Origin of the sequence: Archangium primigenium (assembly GCF_016904885.1) — a bacterium.
Taxonomy (GTDB): Bacteria; Myxococcota; Myxococcia; order Myxococcales; family Myxococcaceae; genus Cystobacter; species Cystobacter primigenius.
Map to the genome: position 1 here is coordinate 1,329,709 of NZ_JADWYI010000001.1, position 17,665 is coordinate 1,347,373.

18 protein-coding genes are annotated in these 17,665 nt (G+C 69.1%); 9 read left to right on the plus strand and 9 right to left on the minus strand.

From position 1 onward, the window contains the following. Nucleotides 1-73 precede the first annotated feature (73 nt). Nucleotides 74-568, plus strand: coding sequence for a hypothetical protein (locus I3V78_RS05775; protein ID WP_204485311.1), 495 nt, complete (start codon nucleotides 74-76; stop codon nucleotides 566-568). Nucleotides 569-571: 3 nt separating this feature from the next. On the opposite strand, the gene I3V78_RS05780 is transcribed toward I3V78_RS05775, so the two are convergent. Next, entirely contained in the window at nucleotides 572-1,267 is a 696-nt protein-coding gene (locus I3V78_RS05780; protein WP_204485312.1) for a DUF429 domain-containing protein, read from the minus strand. 60 nt (nucleotides 1,268-1,327) lie between these two features. Then, entirely contained in the window at nucleotides 1,328-2,302 is a 975-nt protein-coding gene (locus I3V78_RS05785) for an RNA ligase family protein (protein WP_204485313.1), read from the minus strand. Between the two features lie 277 nt (nucleotides 2,303-2,579). Between I3V78_RS05785 and I3V78_RS05790 the strand changes: the two genes are divergently transcribed. Together I3V78_RS05790 and I3V78_RS05795 are read left to right on the plus strand one after the other, a co-directional pair. Further along, complete coding sequence (locus tag I3V78_RS05790; RefSeq protein ID WP_239576314.1) at nucleotides 2,580-3,971, plus strand: DUF2380 domain-containing protein; 1,392 nt, start codon at nucleotides 2,580-2,582, stop codon at nucleotides 3,969-3,971. Beyond that, entirely contained in the window at nucleotides 3,968-4,438 is a 471-nt protein-coding gene (locus I3V78_RS05795) for an NUDIX hydrolase (protein WP_204485315.1), read from the plus strand. The genes I3V78_RS05790 and I3V78_RS05795 overlap by 4 nt, the downstream gene beginning before the upstream one ends. Nucleotides 4,439-4,453: 15 nt before the next feature. Here I3V78_RS05795 and I3V78_RS05800 read toward each other — a convergent pair whose 3' ends face one another. Genes I3V78_RS05800 through I3V78_RS05810 form a run of 3 tightly spaced genes read right to left on the minus strand, consistent with a single transcriptional unit; the run spans nucleotide 4,454 to nucleotide 8,216 of the window. Beyond that, nucleotides 4,454-6,688 (minus strand): xanthine dehydrogenase family protein molybdopterin-binding subunit, encoded by a 2,235-nt coding sequence (locus I3V78_RS05800; RefSeq protein ID WP_204485316.1) that lies wholly within the window; start codon nucleotides 6,686-6,688, stop codon nucleotides 4,454-4,456. Further along, nucleotides 6,685-7,680, minus strand: a complete 996-nt coding sequence (locus tag I3V78_RS05805; protein ID WP_204485317.1) for an FAD binding domain-containing protein — start codon at nucleotides 7,678-7,680, stop codon at nucleotides 6,685-6,687. Before I3V78_RS05805 ends, I3V78_RS05800 begins: the two co-directional genes overlap by 4 nt. Further along, the gene (locus I3V78_RS05810) at nucleotides 7,677-8,216 is read right to left on the minus strand and encodes a (2Fe-2S)-binding protein (protein WP_204485318.1); all 540 of its coding nucleotides are present in this window, start codon (nucleotides 8,214-8,216) and stop codon (nucleotides 7,677-7,679) included. Before I3V78_RS05810 ends, I3V78_RS05805 begins: the two co-directional genes overlap by 4 nt. A 350-nt stretch (nucleotides 8,217-8,566) precedes the next feature. On the opposite strand from I3V78_RS05810, the gene I3V78_RS39830 reads away from it, so the two are divergent. From I3V78_RS39830 to I3V78_RS05825, 3 genes are all read left to right on the plus strand, one after another. Then, nucleotides 8,567-8,767 (plus strand): class I lanthipeptide, encoded by a 201-nt coding sequence (locus I3V78_RS39830; protein ID WP_204485319.1) that lies wholly within the window; start codon nucleotides 8,567-8,569, stop codon nucleotides 8,765-8,767. Between the two features lie 143 nt (nucleotides 8,768-8,910). After that, nucleotides 8,911-9,123, plus strand: a complete 213-nt coding sequence (locus I3V78_RS05820) for a class I lanthipeptide (RefSeq protein ID WP_204485320.1) — start codon at nucleotides 8,911-8,913, stop codon at nucleotides 9,121-9,123. Nucleotides 9,124-9,234: 111 nt separating this feature from the next. Continuing rightward, complete coding sequence (locus I3V78_RS05825) at nucleotides 9,235-10,056, plus strand: SDR family NAD(P)-dependent oxidoreductase (RefSeq protein ID WP_204485321.1); 822 nt, start codon at nucleotides 9,235-9,237, stop codon at nucleotides 10,054-10,056. A gap of 10 nt (nucleotides 10,057-10,066) precedes the next feature. Here the strand turns inward: I3V78_RS05825 and I3V78_RS05830 are convergent, their stop codons facing one another. Next, a complete protein-coding gene (locus I3V78_RS05830; RefSeq protein ID WP_204485322.1) occupies nucleotides 10,067-10,822 on the minus strand; it encodes a hypothetical protein in 756 nt (251 codons plus the stop codon). Between the two features lie 179 nt (nucleotides 10,823-11,001). On the opposite strand from I3V78_RS05830, the gene I3V78_RS05835 reads away from it, so the two are divergent. Further along, nucleotides 11,002-11,577 (plus strand): CDP-alcohol phosphatidyltransferase family protein, encoded by a 576-nt coding sequence (locus I3V78_RS05835; RefSeq protein ID WP_239576315.1) that lies wholly within the window; start codon nucleotides 11,002-11,004, stop codon nucleotides 11,575-11,577. 10 nt (nucleotides 11,578-11,587) lie between these two features. Here I3V78_RS05835 and I3V78_RS05840 read toward each other — a convergent pair whose 3' ends face one another. Continuing rightward, nucleotides 11,588-12,253, minus strand: coding sequence for a phosphoribosylanthranilate isomerase (locus I3V78_RS05840; protein WP_204485323.1), 666 nt, complete (start codon nucleotides 12,251-12,253; stop codon nucleotides 11,588-11,590). A gap of 31 nt (nucleotides 12,254-12,284) precedes the next feature. After that, on the minus strand, nucleotides 12,285-14,315 hold the full coding sequence (locus I3V78_RS05845; RefSeq protein WP_204496513.1) for a M3 family metallopeptidase: 2,031 nt from the start codon (nucleotides 14,313-14,315) through the stop codon (nucleotides 12,285-12,287). Between the two features lie 420 nt (nucleotides 14,316-14,735). Between I3V78_RS05845 and I3V78_RS05850 the strand changes: the two genes are divergently transcribed. Then, complete coding sequence (locus tag I3V78_RS05850; RefSeq protein ID WP_204485324.1) at nucleotides 14,736-15,770, plus strand: terpene synthase family protein; 1,035 nt, start codon at nucleotides 14,736-14,738, stop codon at nucleotides 15,768-15,770. Here the strand turns inward: I3V78_RS05850 and I3V78_RS05855 are convergent. Further along, nucleotides 15,767-16,126, minus strand: coding sequence for a thioredoxin family protein (locus I3V78_RS05855; RefSeq protein ID WP_204485325.1), 360 nt, complete (start codon nucleotides 16,124-16,126; stop codon nucleotides 15,767-15,769). The genes I3V78_RS05850 and I3V78_RS05855 overlap by 4 nt on opposite strands. Before the next feature lie 179 nt (nucleotides 16,127-16,305). Here I3V78_RS05855 and I3V78_RS05860 point away from each other — a divergent pair, with 179 nt between their 5' ends. Continuing rightward, entirely contained in the window at nucleotides 16,306-17,625 is a 1,320-nt protein-coding gene (locus I3V78_RS05860) for a histone H1-like repetitive region-containing protein (RefSeq protein ID WP_204485326.1), read from the plus strand. The last annotated feature ends 40 nt before the right edge of the window (nucleotides 17,626-17,665 follow it).

Consider the following 17,665-nt stretch of genomic DNA (forward strand, 5'->3'; position numbering starts at 1 on the left):
GGAGGGCCCTGGAACGGGGGCCCTGCCCGGGGAGGGCCTCATGAGACGGCACGGAAGACAGTGGATGCTGGTGATGACCCTGGTCCTCGGTGGGCCCTTGCTGCTCGCCGGTTGCGCGGGCTGTCCCACGCCGCTCATCAGTGACCTGGTCATCATCACCTACGAGCAGCGCGCCAACTTCAATCACTGGAAGCTGCTCGACCAGGAGGGGACCATCGAGGACGGCGTGTTCGTGCGCTACCGCATCGTGTCGATCCAGAACAACGACACCCACGCCAAGACCTTCCACTTCGATCCCGGGAAGATCTACGCGGAGGAGCCCAGCCAGACGCCCATTCCCTTCATCTACCTTGCGGGAGCCCTGCCTTTCGACATCCCTCCGGGTGCGCCCTTCACGAGACCCTTGGGCCTCACCCTCAGGATTCCAGGGGTCCCGGGCGTGCTCAAGAACGAGCCGTTTCCCTTGCACTACGCGAGCGGACCGGATGAGCACGTGCTGATCATCCCCGGCCCCAACAATCCCAACCCTCCGCCCTACGCCAATCCGTTCACCCAAGGGGGCGTATAGCGCTTATCCGGCATGGAGGATGCGCCCCTCGCGCAGCCACCCCTCGGCGTCCTTCCACAAGGGCGTGCCCACGGCGTGCACCCGCTCGGGCGCCGAGCGGGTGCGCCAGCCGAGCCACGCGCAGAGCGCCGCGTCGAGCGCGTCATGGGTGGGCAGCCCGGTCCCGGAGAAGCGCAGTCCCTCGGCCTCCAGTCGCGCGCGCCGGGCCGTCCGTCCCTCGGGCGTGGTCTTCTTGCCCAGCGCCTTGCCGCCCAACTGGCGCCATGTGGCGCCGGGAAACGCCTCGAACAGCCGGGCCTCGTGCGGGTGGGGCGTGTCCAGGTCGAGCAGTGGCAGCCCGCTGCCCTGATGCAGGGCCGCGAAGAGCAGCACCCCGCCGCGCACGAAGCCACTGAAGGGCGCGCCCGGAACGGGGAGCGTGTCGGGCGTCCGCCCTGGCGCGCGCAGCAGTCGCTCGGCCTCGCGCACCTGGGCGCCGGGTCGGGCGAGCGCCTGCGGTCCGTCCACCACGACCACGTCCGTGGGACCCACGGGACACGCGGCGAGCAGGGCCTGGGGCGTCAGGTGTCGCGCCGCATCGAGCGCGGGCCACGCCCATTGCTCGAAGGCGACCCGGCCATCCTCTTCCACCACGGCCACGTCCACGGCGCGGGGACGGCGCGCGAACGGATCACTCAAGTCCCAGCCCAGGAAACGCACGGCCCCGAAGCTACCAGGAGACCCGGCTCTGGCCGACCTCGCGCACCAGGCGCACCACCCTCATTTTTCCAGCGGACGTAATTCTCTCAGGATGAGAGGCAGGGCACGCTCACGAATGTGGGCCGACAGGTGCTCCTCTCCTGATGCGTCGAGCGAGCGGTACGCCAGCGGAAAGGCCAGCTCCAGATCGACACGGACGTCGAGCATCACCTCGTCGAGGATGGGTTCCATCTCGCCGCGACCACATTTCGACAGGGCGCTGGCGATGCGTGGCGGATTCACCATGCGCTCGGCCCAGAGCGCCAGCTCGGGGACGGACAAGCGCTGATGGGGATTCCACGCCGCGCTCTCATCGAAACGGCCCTCGCTGAACTCCTCGATCTTGCGTTTGAAGGAGGCGCGATGCCCGGGGGAAACGCGCTGATCGCTCTTGATGACGAGGCCCTCCGCCGTATTGCCCGGAATGACTGGCAGTCCCAAGAGCGCGGGAACGCGCGTCTGCATTCGCGTGGGGACACCGCTCATCTCGGAGCGAGCGCCGCGTCGGATGACCGGAGGCGTCAACAGTCCGGCGGAGTGAGCGAGTGCCTCCACCTCATGATGGGCGAGGAGCGTCCCCTCCTCTTCGCTCGACCGAGCCACGAGGACATCGAATGGCGACCAGTGTGAATCCGGCGCGTACCAGATTCCCGTCTGCACCGGGGACATCCCGGGCACGGCTGGCACCTCCGGGTGGGGATAGCCACCTCCGAAGAGTTCCCCATAGAAATACACCGTGTCTTCGGGTCCTGCGACGGCGCGGGCCATCGTCCGCGCTGCCGCCGCCAACTGCACGCGCAGCAACTGCCAGCCAAAAAAGGAGTCCTCCTCCAACAGCCAGGCCTTGCGCTTGCCAAAATGGACCTGCTCCCCATGCACACCGATCACGAGCTGAGCGCCATGAATCTTTTCCAGGGCGACCCAGACCCCCCCGGGACTTGCTTGGTCTCGTGTCTCGCCCGCGGAGGGCATCTTGGCGTAGGGGCGGAAGTGCATGGTCCATTGTACGCCGAAGCGGCTGGGGCCGGGGGCGTGATGGGCAGCTCCCGTACGCGCCTGCCCGTGTCGTGGGCGGTGGAGGGACTCATGCGGGGGCTCCAGTGCCCACTCTCCGGGACTGGTGGCGATGGCTGTCCCCTGACAGCGCTGACTCACGCTGGCCTGGCCGATGCGTCGGAGGGGAACTGTACCCTCGCGCCGTTCGCCGAACAGGAGGTGGCTTCCCATGGGGAGTGGCCCGCGCGCTGACTTTCGCAGGATGGGCCGGACCTGCTTGCTGTTCACCCTGGCGCTGCTGTCCGCCGGTTGTGCGTCGATGCTCCTGCACCCCGTGTCTTCGCATGCTTCACCGATGTCCGGGACCGAGGGGGCGCCGCTGCTCTCCGGACGTCAGGTCGCTCCACGGGACATGAAGGCAGTGGAGCGCCAGGACGCGCTCGCGGCGCAGCTGGCCTTTCGCCAGGCCGCTGCCCAGGTGTCGGATTCCCTCCGTCGTGTCTCGAGCGGCTTCTCCCGGCTTCGTTCCCATGAACGAGGCCTCGGAGGACATGGGGTCTTGACGCACTCCCTCGATGACGGTGTCCGGCATCTGCGATGGATGGACGCCGAGTGCACTGCCGCCATCGGGCTGGCCAACGCCGCCTCGGAAGTGCACGATCCGGACATGCAGCTCGCCGTGCTGCGTCTCGCCGGTGCTCGGCTCGAGTCCGCGCTGCTGGGCTCCATCCTCCTGACGGTGTGGCTGGATGTCCTCCAACTCGCCGATGTCGCGCTCGCGCAGCACTTCTATAGCCGAGAGCTTATGTTCGTGGACCTGTGGCGCTGGTGGGCGAGTCTCTCGCCCGTGCTGACGGCGCTCTCCTCCCGGGACCCGGCTTCAACGGAGGCCGCGGCGCGAGATGTCCCCGCCTTGGTCGGCTACCTCACCGGAGAGCTCACCACGACCCTGGGGCTCGTTCATCAGGGCGCCGAGCGCGTCGCGAAGGCACTGATTCTCAGGGAGGCGCTCGAAGCGCTCGTCTTCCTCCCCGCGCTGAAGCTCTCGCTGCCGTCGGTGCCACCCTCGGCGCCCGTGGTGTTGGGCGTCGGCCTCTCGATGGGCGGTGGTGGCGTGATGATGGGCACCCGCCTGGTCGTGTCCGCGGAGTGGGTGGAGATGATGCGCCGGTTGGTGCGCGCGGGCGTGCTCTCGTTTCCCGCCGTCGGGGCACTCGTGCGGACCCAGGCGACGCTGGTGCTGATGACGCGGGCCCACGACGACCTGCCCTCGGGGGTGCGTGATGCGCTGGGCGAGGGTCCCGAGGTGCGCGCCCTTCACCTGACGGACAGGGCGGGCGCGGGAATGGCCGAGCCACCGCGACACCATGTGCTGCCCAAGGAGTTCCGTGCGTGGTTCGAGAAGCGCGGATTCACGGGCGAGATGGACATCGACCAATTCTGCGTCAGGCTGGAGCAGTCACACCATCAGGCCATCCACGGAGGTGGGAACTGGAAGCTGGGGCGTACGTGGCCAGGAGAATGGAACCGGATGCTCATGGATTCGATGTATGAGGCCGAGGCCGAAGTGGGCCGGGCGTTGACCCGGAATGAGATCCTGCGGGTCGCCGCGGGGTACATGAAGGAGTACAGAATCCCCATGCGCTTCATCCCCTGGAGCGGACCATGAGTGACGGCCGGGCGTGGCGGGGCGATGTGAAGGCCCGTCTGTACGAGCGCGTCCGCGAGCGCGGTCATGAGTCGCTCACCGCCTTCGCCGACGCGCGCCCCACGGCGTCTCTCGTGGAGTTGGCGGACGAGCTGGGCACGGAGGACATCGCCGCGGTGCAGGTCTTCAGCGGCCTGGTCGCCGAGGCCGAACGAAGTGGGCGCGTGACGCGTCTGGTGCGTGGGCAATTCGTGCGTGAGCTGTTCCAGGCATTCCCGACGGGCTGGCCGTCGGCGCCAGATGACTCGACCCGTTTCGAGCTCGCCCATGCCCTCGCGCGTTGGACGAGCTACACCCCCGACACCCACAAGGAGCGCGTCAGGCAGGCCCGGGCGGCGCTCCGGGCCTCGCCGCCTCCTGCCGGGTGGCGTCCGCTCGGCCCCGACGACGAACTGCTTCGCACGTTGCTGCCGGACGAAGCAGTCTGAGCCCGGGGACGCGGCCTACAGCAGCTTGTCGATCGTGATGGGCAGCTCCCGCACGCGTTTGCCCGTGGCGTGGAAGATGGCGTTGGCCACGGCCGCCGCCACGCCGACGATGCCAATCTCCCCCAGCCCCTTGGCGCCGAGCGGATTGACGATCGTGTCCTCCTCCTCGACGAAGAGGACCTCGATGTCCGGCACGTCCGCGTTCACGGGCACGTGGTACTCGGCCAGGTTGTGGTTCATGAACCGGCCCAGGTTCTGGTCCAGGAACGTCTCCTCGTGCAGGGCCATGCCGATGCCCCAGACCACGCCGCCGAGGATCTGGCTGCGCGCCGTCTTGGGATTGATGACGCGGCCGCCCGCGATGGCGCTCACCACCCGCGTGACCTTCACCACGCCCAGCTCCTCGTCGACCTTCACCTCCACGAACACCGCCGAGTGCGAGGCCATCGTGTACTTCTTCTGCGCGGGACTGGGCAGCGACGTCACCTGCTCCTCCAGGTGCAGCACGTCCCCGTAGCGCATGGCCTCGGTGAGGGACACGCTCCGTTCGGGATTCTCGGTGACGAAGATGCCGCCGCCCGCGAAGCTCACCTCGGACAGCTCCGTGCCGGCGAGCGGCGACTTGGGCAGCTTGCGCGCCCAGGTGAAGAGCTGGTCGCGCAGCTTCTCACACACCTGCTGCACCGCCGAGCCCACCGAGGACACCGTCCACGAGCCGCCCTCCAGCGGGGACATGGGCAGGGACGAGTCCCCGAGCTTGAACGTCACCGCCTCCACGGGCAGGCCGAGCACGTCGGCGGCGATCTGGGTCATGACGGTGTAGGTGCCCGTGCCGATGTCCGACGTGGCGCTGCTCACCGTGAGCGAGCCGTCGATGCTCAGCACGGCCCGGGCCTGGGCGGGCTGCTGATTCACCTCCCAGGAGCCCGTGGCCATGCCCCAGCCCACCAATTGCTTGCCCTCGCGCATGGAGCGGGGCGCGTGGGTGCGCCGGGACCAGCCGAAGCGCTCGGCGCCCTGGCTGTAGCAGGCCTTGAGCTCCTTGCTGGAGAAGGCATTGCCCGTGTTCTGGTCCTTCTCGGCGTAATTCTTGAGCCGCAGCGCGAGCGGACACATGCCCAGCGTGTGCGCCAGCTCGTCCATGGCGGACTCCAGCGCGTAGATGCCGAGCACCGCGCCGGGCGCGCGCATGTCCAGGGGCGTGTACTGGTCGAGCGGCACGACCTTGTACTCCAGCCGCACGTTGTCGCACTGGTAGAGCTGGCCGGACCAGTTGACCACCACCTCGCAGTAGTCCTCGAAGCGCGAGGTCTCGGCGGTGGCCTCGTGGACGACGGACTCGAGCGTGCCGTCCTCGCGGGCCCCGAGCGCCACGCGGTGCAGGGTCTCCGGGCGGTGGCCGAAGGTGAACATCTGCTGGCGGGTGAGCGTCACGCGCACCGAGCGCTTGAGCTCGCGCGCCGCCATGACGGCGAGGAAGAGCTGGTATTGCGGCCGCAGTCCCGAGCCGAAGGCCCCGCCCACGAAGGGCGAGCGCACCCGCACCGTGGCCGGGTCGAGCTTGAAGATCTTCGACACGTACTGCTGGCAGTTCTGCACGCCCTGCGTCTTGTCGTAGACCGTGAGCGTGCCGTCGTCCTCGTGGATGACCGTGGAGGCGTGGGGCTCCATGGGGTTGTGGTGCTCCACGGGCGAGGCGTACTCGGCGTCCACCTGGACGGGCGCCTGGCCCAGGGCCTTGTCCGCGTGGCCCCGGGGCTTGGGTGGAGGCTGGTAGCCGCCCTTGCCGGCGGCGGGCTCGTGGGACTTGTGCTTGCGCGCGCGCAGGTCGGTCTCGTGCTCCTGGGTCTTGTACTCCACCCGGACGAGCGAGGCGGCGTGGCGCGCGAGCTCGAACGTCTCGGCGACGACGAGCGCGATGGGCTGGCCGCTGTAGACGATGTCCGCGCCGTCGAGCGGCCGGAAGGGCGAGCCGGCGGGCGCGTCGTCGTCCTTGTAGTTGCGGTCGAACCAGGCGGTGCTCGGCCGGTTCTCGTGGGTGAAGACATGCAGCACGCCGGGCAGGGCGAGCGCGGCGGCGGTGTCGAGGGACTTGATGCGTCCCCGGGCGATGGTGCTGGAGACGACCACGCCGTAGGTGAGGTCGGGCGTGTGGAACTCCCCGGCGTACTTCGCGCGGCCGGTGACCTTCAGGGGCCCATCCACGCGCGAGACGGGCCGACCCAGGTGCTTGGGGGAGGGAGGGCTCATGAATGGGGCTCCAGTCCGGCGGCCTGCGAGAGGGCGCGCACGATGGCGCGCCGGGCCAGTTCGATCTTGAAGGTGTTGTCCCCGTGGCCCTGGGCGCCCTGGAGGAGGGCGTCGGCCACGGTCTGGAAGTGCTCGCGCGTGGCGGGCTTGCCCACGAGCAGGGCCTCCGCCTCGGGCGAGCGCCAGGGCTTGTGGGCCACGCCGCCCAGCGCGATGCGGGCCTGGCGGATGGTGTCGCCGTCCAACTGGAGCGCGGCGGCGACGGACACGAGCGCGAAGGCATACGACTGCCGGTCCCGCAGCTTGAGGTAGGCGTGGTGTTGGGAGAAGTCCTCCGGGGGCAGCTCCACGGCGGTGATGAGCTCGCCGGGCTGGAGGTTCGTGTCGCGCTCGGGCGTGTCTCCGGGCAGCCGGTGGAAGTCGGCGATGGGCAGGGTGCGCTGGCCCTGGGGCCCCGTCATGTGGATGCGGGCGTCGAGCGCCGCCAGGGCCACGCACATGTCCGAGGGGTGGGTGGCGATGCAGTGCTCGCTCGTGCCGAGGATGGCGTGGATGCGGTTGTTGCCCGTGAGCGCGCCACAGCCGGCGCCAGGCTCGCGTTTGTTGCAGGGCGTGCCCGTGTCGTAGAAGTAATAGCAGCGGGTGCGCTGCAAGAGATTGCCGCCGGTGGTGGCCATGTTGCGCAGCTGCGCCGAGGCGCCCGCGAGAATGGCCTTGGACAGCAGCGGATAGCGGCGCTCCACCTGGGCGTGGTACGCGGTGTCGGCGTTGGTGACGAGCGCGCCGATGCTCAGGCCGCCCTCGGGACGCTCCTCGATCTGGTTGAGCGGCAGCCGCGTCACGTCGATGAGCCGCTCGGGCCGCGCGACGTTCTCCTTGATGAGGTCCACCAGGTTGGTCCCGCCCGCGATGAACTGGGCGGCGGGCGACTTCGCCGCGGCTTCCACGGCGCTCGGGATGTCCTGGGCCTTCTCGTAGGTGAAGCGGTTCATGGCGTCGAGCCCCCGGAGGATTGCCGCCGGGCCTGCTCGATGGCGGCGAGGATGTTGGGATAGGCACCGCAACGGCAGAGGTTGCCGCTCATCAACTCCCGCACGTCGTCCAGGCTCTTCGCCTTGCCCTCGGCGAGCAGGCCCACCGCGGAGCAGATCTGTCCCGGTGTGCAATAGCCACACTGGAAGGCGTCTTGATCCACGAAGGCCTGCTGCATCGGATGCAGGGTCTCTCCCGAGGCGAGCCCCTCGATGGTCGTGACCTGGGCGCCGTCCTTCATGACGGCGAGGGTCAGACAGGAATTGATGCGCTTGCCGTCGACGAGCACCGTGCAGGCGCCACACTGACCGTGGTCGCACCCCTTCTTGGTTCCCGTCAGGTCCAGCGATTCCCGAAGCAGGTCGAGCAGGGTCGTCCAGGGCGCGACCCGCAACTCCTTGCGCGCGCCATTGACCTCGAGGCGAATCGGATGTGTCGAGGACTCGCTCGCGGAAGGCTCCGGTCGTGCGCCTGCATCACGTGAGGTTTTACTCATGGTGGACACTCTCCTGGAGAGGGCCGCTCAATGTGGCATGGGCGCTCCGGAGTGCCGGGAGGAACCCCGCGGACCGAGCGCGTCTATCGGCTAGTCGATAGAGGATGACGGCGGCGCGCGGGTGTTTGTGGAATAGAAGAAAGCCATGGCCCGTGGAGCCCGCGTGCCAACGCGACGCGGCATCCAGCGCGAGGGAGGCTTGCGCTCGTTCCCCTCACCCCGCGGGGACGCGGGCAAAGCGCCAGAACCACACGCGGACTCGCCCTGGGAGGTGATGGAGGGTCGCCGAGCAGTGACTGTACTGTTCGAGTCACCGTCGGAGTCGACGGCACGACAGGGGGCTTGCCACCGTGAAGACCGACAAGAAGCAGGGAAAGCTGTCACTCCACAAGGAGACGCTGCGTCACCTGTCCGAGGAGAGCCTGGAGCGCGTGGTGGGAGGCAACGGGGACTCCGGCGGCATCATCTGCCTGTACTCGCTCATCCTGTGCGGAGACTCGGTGATCTGCTCCATCCTCGCGGGCTCGTGCAACAACGACAACGGAGGCTAGAGGACATCCTAGTGGTTCAAGGGGGCGGGGGAGTCGCGACACACAGGAACACATCCCCCCGAGGTAATACTGGTCGCGCAGGGGCGGACCCAATGTCTGTTTCGCCGTCAATCCTGACGGCTCCCCGAACAGGACGGTCCCCCATGAGCGACGCGAAGAATGGCAAGAAGCTGAGCCTTCACAAGGAAACCCTCGTCAACCTCTCGGATGAGAGCCTGAGCCAGGCCGCGGGTGGCAATGGCGACACGGCGGGCATCATCTGCGTGTTCTCCGTGCTCATCATCTGCGGCGACTCGGTGGTCTGCTCCGTGCTCGCGGGTGCGTGCGACAACGAGAACGGCAGCGGCGGCGACTGAGCCACGCGGCGTGGTGTCTGGCGCCTTCCTCCCGATGCGAGCACCGCGTTCGGGAGGAAGGTGGCACACGCGGAGTGGACGCCCTCCCCCGGCTGGGCGGAAGATCGCGCCATGAGCGGATTGAAGGACCTTCGTGGCAAGGTGGCGGTGGTGACCGGCGGCACCTCGGGAATCGGCAAGGGCCTGGCGAAGCAGTTGATCGCCGAGGGCATGCAGGTGGTCATCGCCTCCAAGCGGGACGACGCGCTCCAGGCCACCGCCCGGGAGATTGGCGCGGTGGGCATCCAGACGGACGTGAGTGACCTGGAGAGCGTGCGGGCGCTCGCGCGGGCCGTGTGCGAGCGCTTCGGCACGGTGCACGTCGTCTGCAACAACGCGGGGGTGGGCCCGTTCGGGCGCATCGCCGACCTGAGCGTCAATGATTGGAAGTGGGTGCTGGACGTGAACCTGTGGGGCTGCATCCACGGGGTGAACGTGTTCCTGCCCATTTTGAAGGCGAACCCCGACGGCGGGCACTTCGTGAACACCTCGTCGCTCGGCGGCTTCACCACCCACCCGAACCTCGGCGCCTACGCCGTGAGCAAGTTCGGGATGATGGCGCTCTCGGAGACCCTCGCACAGGAACTGGCCGAGGAGGGCTCCAAGGTCGGGGTGACGCTGCTCTGCCCTGGGCCCGTGTACAGCGACATCAAGTCCAGCTCACGCAACCGGCCCGAGTCGCTCCAGGGCGGGGGATTGGTCGACGTGGATCTCCAGTCCATGGACTTCGCGGCCCATGCGCGGTGGCTGGAGCCGGACGAGGTGGGCCGGATGACGGTCGAGGCCATCAAGAAGGGCGAGCTCTACGTCATCACCCATCCCGAGGCCTTCGCCGGGGTCGACCAGCGCCATCAGGCGATTGCCCGCGCCTTCCAGCGCGAGCCCGCGCCCTGACGTCACGGGGTTACTCCGCGTAGCGTGTGTCGCCGCCGCTCGCCGCGAGGCTGGGGCGGCCCTGACCGAACAGGAAGCCCAGCCGGAACTGCCAGATGCCCGGGGCGTTCACCACGCCGCGGTCCACCGTCGCGCCATTCGCTTCCGCGCTGCCCGCGATCGTCCGCGAGTAGGCGACCTCGGGCAGCAGCCGGAAGCCCTCGCTGACGCGCAGCGCGTAGCCCACGGAGGCGCCCGCGTTCAGGATGTTGACGCCGAGCGTGTCTTCCCCCGCGCCCGCCAGGAAGCGTCTGCCATCCAGGCGGGGCCCGAAGACGAGCTCCGAGCCGCCCCGCGTCTTGATGCCGATGAGCAGTGGCAGGGACACCCGCAGGTAGCCCGCCTCGAGCGGACCGAACGCCGCGAAGATGCCCGACGCCGAGGGGGCCAGCGAGATGGCCAGGGACTCATTCTCCGGAGAGGTGAGCAGGATCTTGCTCTGGAGTTCGAGCGAGGAACTCCCGATGCGCGCGCCCAGGTCCAGCCGCTCGGTGACGCCATAGCGCAGCGAGAGGTCGACCAGAGGGGCGTACCCCCGCTTCACCGTCCGGGTGCCATCGCTCTCGGTCTCCGTCTCCTCGACGGGTTGCGCCCCGGGCTCCAGTCCGAGCTGGAACCGGCCCGCGCCCAGGGTGTCCGCCGTCTGCACCTGACTGAAGGACACGCACCCACTGCCCAGCAACCCCAGCGCGAGGGCCGCCCCTGCCCATCTCCACTGCATCCGCATGAATGAATCCCCGAAACGCCGCGCCTGTTCGCGGCGCTCGCTCATACGGCGGGCGAGCAGGCATATTCACGGGCATCGTGGATGCTCGAACGACCCCACCTGTCCCTCCGTGTGGGGGGCCATTGCCCGCGAGGCCCGAGGCCATGCGAGCCGAGGGAATCATTCCTACCTTCCCTCGCATGAGCCGTCGTACGAGCCTCGTGCTGCTCAATGCCTTCTCGCTGTCCCGGCTGCCGCTGGTCGCGCTCTTCGTGTGGCTGGAGTCGCCCCTGGCCCGCGTGCTCCTGGTGCTGATCGCCGCCCTGACGGACTTCCTGGACGGGTGGATCGCCCGCCACAAGCACCTGGAGTCCTATTGGGGGGCCCTCATCGATCCGCTGGCGGACCGGGCCTTCGTGATGGTGGCGCTGTTGACCCTCACGCTGGAGGGCCAGCTGGCGCCCTGGATGTTCGCGGTGCTGGTGATGCGGGACGTGTCCACGGGCGTGGCGTTCGTCGTGACGCGGCTCTTGCCCCGCTTCCGGCTGGTGCGCTTCCAGGCGCGCCCGCTGGGCAAGGTGGTGACGACGCTGCAGCTCGCGGTGCTGCTGTGCGTGCTGGTGCTGCCCGACGTGGTGCGCATCCTGGTGGTGGCGGTGGGCCTGACGTCCCTGGCGTCCATCGTGGATTACGCGGCCATGGTGTGGCGCTCCTCGAACCGCCTCGCGGCCGAGGGTCCCCACCTGCCCAACTCGCCGCGGCGGCGCGTGGCGTAGGGCGGGCGGCTCAGCGCGCGCGGAGCCGGGCGAAGAAGGCCTGGAGCTTGACCGGATCCAACCGGTCGTCCGTCCGCACGCCGCTGCACACGTCGAGCCCGAAGGGACCCACCTGGCGGACGGCCTCGTCCACGTTGTCCGTCCGCAGCCCTCCGGCGAGGAACAGCGGCACCGGGGAGTGCTCGCGGATGCGGCGGCTGAGGCTCCAGTCGTGGACGCGCCCGGTGCCTCCGAGCTGCTTGACGGCCAGCGCCGGGTTGCCCGAGTCGAGCAGCAGCGCGTCCACCCAGGGGGCCACGCGCAGGGCCTCGTGCAGGGACTCCTCGCCCGTGACGTGGATGACCTGGACGATGGACACCCCGGGCAGGGCGGCGCGCAGGTGGGCGTGCGCTCCGGCGGAGAGGGCGTCGCACAACTGCACGGTGTTGGTCCGGCAGCGCCGCTGCTGGGCGATGATCGCCTCCACGTCCTGACTGCTGGTGAGCAGGAAGGTGGCGATGGGGGGCGGCACCGCGGCGGTGATCTCCGCGATGAGCGCCTCGGAGATGACGCCCGGCCCGCTGGGCATGGCGGAGACGAGCCCGAGGGCGGAGGCCCCCGCGTGGATGGCGCTCCACGCCTCTTGGACGCTGGAGATGCAGCAGACCTTGACGTGAGGATGGGTGAAGGCTTCCACGGGGGGGCTCCTGTCGGGGGCGTGAGTGGGATTACTTCGCGTCCAGGTAGGTGCGGTAGGCCTCGAAGCCGGAGGGGCGTCCGAGGAAGTCCTTCACCAGCTCGGCCGCGGGCTTGGAGCCGCCGGGCTCGAGCACCGTCTGGCGGTATTTCATGGCCGTGGCCTTGTCCAGGTAGCCATGCTTCTGGAACTCGGTCTCCAGGTCCTTGGCGATGACGAGCGACCAGATGTACGTGTAGTACGCGGCGGAGTAGCCCTCCAGGTGGCCGAAGGACAGCTGGAAGTGGGTGCCCTCGCGGTACTCGTGGCGGAAGGGGCTGTACTTCTCCTGGAGCTGGGCCATGACCTGGGTGGTGTCGAAGCCCGGCGCGCGCGAGTAGTACTCCAGCGACACGGCGGCCAGGAACATCTGCCGGCGCGTCCACAGGCCCTTGCCGGACTCCTTGGAGGCGCGCAGCCGCTCGACGAGCGCGGTGGGGATGACCTCACCCGTCTCGTGGTGGCGGGCGAACTCCTGGAGGATGGCGGGGTTCTGCGCCCACTGCTGCAGGAGCATGGAGGGCGTCTCCACGAAGTCCCACTCGGTGGAGATGCCGCTGATGCCCTTCCACTTCTGCCGACCCGCGAAGACGTGGTGCAAGAGGTGGCCGAACTCGTGGAAGAACGTCTCCACCTCGTCCTGGGTCATCAGCTCGCCCGGGCGCGGGAAGTTGCACACGAGCGCGCCCTCCGGGTAGCGCTTGCCGAGCTGTCCGGTGGTGATGTCGAACTGGGCCGCGTGTTTGTATTTGTCCTCGCGCGGGTGCATGTCCAGGAAGACGCGGCCGAGCAGCGCGCCGTTCTCCAGCACGTCGTAGGCCTCCACGTCCGCGTGCCACACGGGCGCGTCCTTGACCGGCACGTAGGTGATGCCCCACATGCGCGCGGTGATGTCCATCACACCCTGCTTCACGCGGCCGTACTCCAGGTAGGGCCGCAGCGTCTGGGATTGGAAGCCCAGCGTCTCCGCCTTGAGCAGGTCCTCGTAGTAGTCCTGGTCCCACGGCTCCACGCGCTGGGCCTTGGGCTCGTCCTTGCGCTTGCGCGCGAGCAGCGCCGCGTCCTCCTGCTTCGCGCGGGCCTCGGCGGTGGCGGACACCTTGCCGATGAAGTCCGCCACGGTCTGGGGCGTGCGCGTCATCTTGGTCTCGGTGACGTAGGCGGCCCAGGTGGGGTAGCCCAGGAGCGTGGCCAGCTCGTGGCGTTTGGCGATGAGCTGGGAGAGCACCTCCTGGTTCTTCGGGAAGGCGCGCTGGTGGTAGGCGCGCCAGAGCTGCTCGCGCGCCCGGGCGTCGCGCGCGTACGTCAGGAAGGGGAAGTAGTCGGGGTAGTTGGTGGTGAGCACCACCTGGCCCTTCTTGTCCGGCGCGTGCGCGCGGATGAAGTCCTCGGGCAGGCCCTTGAGCGCCTGGGGCGCGAGCTCCACCCGGCGCACGTCCTCGGCGATGTTCTGGTTGAAGCGCTGGCCGAGCTTGAGGATCTCCTCGTTGAGCGCCTTGACGCGCTCGCGCGTGGCGTCGTCCCGGTCCACGCCGGCGCGGCGGAACTCCAGGAGCGTGCGCTCCATCCAGTAGCGCGTGGCGGCGTCCTCGCCCGTGAGGTCCGCCGCGCTCAGCGCGTCATACACGGCGCGGTCCTGGGCGATGGCGACGTTGAGCGCATCGGCCTGCTGCTCGCACTCGCGGGCCGCGTCGCGGAAGGCCGCCTGGGGGTGCACCTCGCGCGCCAGCCCCGCGCGGCTGATGGCCGAGCCCAGTGCCGCCATGGCGTCATCGTACGCCTCCAGTACACTTCGCTTTTCCTGAGAGGTCGGTAATGTCTTGAGCGTGGCAATCCGGGCCCGGGCCGTGTCGAGGTCGCTCGTGCACGCGGCGGTGAAGGCCTCGAGCGAGCCGGACAGGGGACGGGAGCCCTCGGGCGGCGGCGGGGTCGGACGGGCGGTGGCCTTCTCGTGCTGGACTGTGGACAGGGGCGCCTCCGCGGGCGTCGTCGACGGGGAATGGGTACAACCGGCCGAGGTCATCACGGCCGCGAGCCAGAGCGCTGCGGGTCTCAAGACAACTCCTTCGAGTGAGGGGCGACGGCGCGGACTCTAGCCCGCGCGAGGGCTGGGGCGGAGCGCGTCGGGGGCGACTCGCACCCCGCGCATGTGCGCTCCGCGCTTTCGCGTCCGTGTCGTGTTGCGTCGGCGTCCACGTTGTGTCGCCTCTCGTACGGATTTCTTGATTCGAGATGAACACGGTTCATTCTCTTCTGCCTGTTATTTACAGTCGTCGACAGTGCCGGAGCGGAGCCGTGAAGGCTCTCGGTTATGACTACTCCTGCATACGTGTGGGCTATTCGTCCGTTGCCGCTACACAATTTCCGCCTGGGTCTTTGAAGTCGAGAGAGGGGGGGGGTTCTCGAGCGCCACCCCGCGAGGTGTCCGATGCAACAGCCCGCCATGAAGAGCTCCGCTGATGTCTCGTTCCTCCCAGAGCCGCCCCTCGTGAGGGGACCGCGCCTGTCGATGCTGCGCCTGCCCACGTCCTGGTCCATGGAGCCGAGCCTGTATGCCCGGGCGATGGATCGCCATACACGCGGCCAGGTGCTCGCGTTCAATGTCTTGCCAGACGATCCGGCGCGGGTGATGCGTTTTGACGCGGGCCAGTTTGGACTGCTCACGGCGCATGTCTATCCCAAGGGACGGTGGGAGCGTCTGGCGGTGTGCAATGACTGGCACGCGTGGCTGTTCTTGTTCGACGACGAGGCGGACGAGCAGGCCGACGTGGGCCAGCGGCCCGAGTACCTGGCGCACTACGTGGAGGCCTGTCTGCGGGTGCTCCGCGGAGGGCGGCCGGGCGCGCGCGCCACGCCCCTGGAGCGCTTCACGTACCAGCTGCGCCAGCGCATGAGCAGCCTGGCGAGCGAGATGTGGATGGAGCGCTTCATCCACGACGTGGAGGACTACCTGCTGCGGGGCACGCTGCCGGCCGCGCGCCACTGGACCGACGGCACGGTGCCCGCGCTGGAGCCCTACATCGAGCAGCGCGCCCTGGACTCGGGCGTGTACACGGCGCTGGATCTGGTGGAGTTCGCCGAGCCGGGGCAGGAGCTGCCCGAGGAGCTGTTCCGCCTGCCGCTCGTGCAGCGCATGCGCCAGTTGTGCACGCGTGTGGTGGCGCTGACCAATGACCTCTTCTCCTTCGAGAAGGAGGTGCTCTGGCACCGCAATCCCAACAACTTCATCCACGTGCTGGGGGTCAACCAGGGCCTGGGACTGGAGGAGGCCATCTTCGCGGGCATCGAGCTCATCAACTCGGACACGGACGCGTTCATCGCCTGCGAGGAGGCGCTGCTGGCCTCGCGGCTGAGCGACCCGCGGGTGCTCGCGTACGTGGAGGGGATGAAGGCGTGGATCCGCGGCAACGTGCACTGGTCCCTGGTGACGGGGCGCTACAGCTCGCCCACGTCGCCCTTTCCCGAGCTGCGCCGCTAGGCCGGCGCGGGCGCGGCCGGGGGCAGGTGCTCCCGGATGACGCCCAGCCAGTACTCGCGCCCGTAGTACTGACTCATCTTCCCGAGCCGCTGGCCGTCGCGGAACAGCAGGAAGGTGGGGATGCCGTGGAGCCCGAAGCGCAGCGCGAGCTCGTCGTGCTCGTACGCGTTCACCTTGACCACGCGCATGCGGGCCCCCTCCAGCTCCCGGAGCAGCGAGGGCTCGGCCGCCGCGTAGATGTCACAGTTGGGGCAGCCTGGACCCCAGAAGTCCACCACCACCAGCTCGTCCCGGGGCTCCAGGACGAGGGCATCGAAGGTCTGTGGGGTCGCGTCATAGCTTCGGGGATGTGCCATGCGCCTTGCGTGTAACGGCCTCCGCCCGCCGCTTCAAGCCGGGTCTCCCGACGGAGGACGGGAGGACATGTGCGGAAAGGCTGCCGGGCGGGGGTAGGGCGGTGCACAATAGGGGCCGAGGTGGACTGCGCAGCGGGCCTGGGGCCTCCTAAGCTGAGGCCCTTCGAAGCGGAGGGGACATGCACGAGTGGCTGGAGGGTCTTCAGAAGTCGGCGGTCAAGACGTCGGCTGGAGTGGGCCAGGAGGATGTGCGGAGGGCGGAGACGGAACAGGGCTTGCCGGTTCCCGAGGCGCTCGCCACCCTCTGGCGCACGTTCGACGGGGGCACCTTCCAGGGTGACGTCGTGCTCTTCCCCCTGCGGGACACCGAGGGGGGCGCGGGGCGGTCGCGGGTCGGACTCGAGGGGCTGGCCGCCACGGGGCTCTGGCACATCGGGACCAAGGGCGCCCACCGGCACCTGTTCGCCGCGCGCAAGTCCGCCTTGCCGGCCCAGGCCGAGCAGCCCCTGCCGGGCTGGGCCGAGCCGCTCTCGGACGAGGACTGGCTCTTCGGCACCTGGGAGGGCCAGGGGAATGTGCTGCGCCTGTACCGCTCGCTCCAGGCGATGCTGGAGGTGCTCGTGCCGCCCAAGGAGGTGGAGGAGTTCGGTGACCGCACCTACGCCCAGGCCCTCTCCATGGTGGAGGGCACCTTGAACGACCTGTCCGTGGAGTACGAGGAGGGCGACACCTCTCCGGCCCCCGCCCGTGACGCGGACGAGGACGCGGAGGACGAAGAGGACGAGGAGGACGAAGAGGCGGCCCAGGCCGAACTCGACGAGGACCTGGAGGAGGACGAGGCCGACGAGCAGGTCACGACCGCCGCCCAGTCGGAGGACGAGGCCGAGGCGGTCGTGTCCGACGACGAGGACGAGGCCGAGGACGGTGAGGCGGCGGATCCGGAGTCCGACGCGGCCCTGCGTCAGCCCGTGGTGGCCGCGGCCAGGCGCCGCGTGGTGAAGTTCCAGAAGACGGAACCGGCGCCCGCGCTGGACGAGGACGAGGACGAGGACGAGGACGAGGCGCCCGCACCGGCCGCCGCGAAGTCGTCCGCGAAGAAGGCTCCGGCCAAGAAGGTGTCCGCCCAGAAGGCCCCGGCCGCGAAGAAGGCTCCGGCCAAGAAGGGTGCGAGCACGAAGGCCGCGGCGAAGAATGCTCCAGCGAAGAAGGCTCCCGCCACGAAGAAGAGCGCGGCGAAGAAGGCTCCGGCCAAGAAGGGTGCGAGCACGAAGGCCGCGGCGAAGAAGGCTCCGGCCAAGAAGGGTGCGAGCACGAAGGCCGCGGCGAAGAAGGCTCCGGCGAAGAAGGCTCCCGCCACGAAGAAGAGCGCGGCGAAGAAGGCTCCGGCCAAGAAGGGCGCGGCCAAGAAGGGGGCGAGCAAGCAGAGCCCCGCGAAGAAGGCTCCCGCCACGAAGAAGAGCGCGGCGAAGAAGGGCGCGGCCGGGCGGAGCCGACGCTGAGCGAAAGCCCGAGACGGAGCGGGTGAGACCCGCTCCGCCC

Coding starts and splice junctions, on each gene's coding strand:
- I3V78_RS05830 (WP_204485322.1), bottom strand. CDS start 10,822: ATGCGGATGCAGTGGAGATGGGCAGGGGCGGCCCTCGCGCTGGGGTTG.
- I3V78_RS05835 (WP_239576315.1), top strand. CDS start 11,002: ATGAGCCGTCGTACGAGCCTCGTGCTGCTCAATGCCTTCTCGCTGTCC.
- I3V78_RS05810 (WP_204485318.1), bottom strand. CDS start 8,216: ATGAGTAAAACCTCACGTGATGCAGGCGCACGACCGGAGCCTTCCGCG.
- I3V78_RS05805 (WP_204485317.1), bottom strand. CDS start 7,680: ATGAACCGCTTCACCTACGAGAAGGCCCAGGACATCCCGAGCGCCGTG.
- I3V78_RS05855 (WP_204485325.1), bottom strand. CDS start 16,126: ATGGCACATCCCCGAAGCTATGACGCGACCCCACAGACCTTCGATGCC.
- I3V78_RS05860 (WP_204485326.1), top strand. CDS start 16,306: ATGCACGAGTGGCTGGAGGGTCTTCAGAAGTCGGCGGTCAAGACGTCG.
- I3V78_RS05785 (WP_204485313.1), bottom strand. CDS start 2,302: ATGCACTTCCGCCCCTACGCCAAGATGCCCTCCGCGGGCGAGACACGA.
- I3V78_RS05845 (WP_204496513.1), bottom strand. CDS start 14,315: ATGACCTCGGCCGGTTGTACCCATTCCCCGTCGACGACGCCCGCGGAG.
- I3V78_RS05850 (WP_204485324.1), top strand. CDS start 14,736: ATGAAGAGCTCCGCTGATGTCTCGTTCCTCCCAGAGCCGCCCCTCGTG.
- I3V78_RS05820 (WP_204485320.1), top strand. CDS start 8,911: ATGAGCGACGCGAAGAATGGCAAGAAGCTGAGCCTTCACAAGGAAACC.
- I3V78_RS05825 (WP_204485321.1), top strand. CDS start 9,235: ATGAGCGGATTGAAGGACCTTCGTGGCAAGGTGGCGGTGGTGACCGGC.
- I3V78_RS05775 (WP_204485311.1), top strand. CDS start 74: ATGACCCTGGTCCTCGGTGGGCCCTTGCTGCTCGCCGGTTGCGCGGGC.
- I3V78_RS05795 (WP_204485315.1), top strand. CDS start 3,968: ATGAGTGACGGCCGGGCGTGGCGGGGCGATGTGAAGGCCCGTCTGTAC.
- I3V78_RS05800 (WP_204485316.1), bottom strand. CDS start 6,688: ATGAGCCCTCCCTCCCCCAAGCACCTGGGTCGGCCCGTCTCGCGCGTG.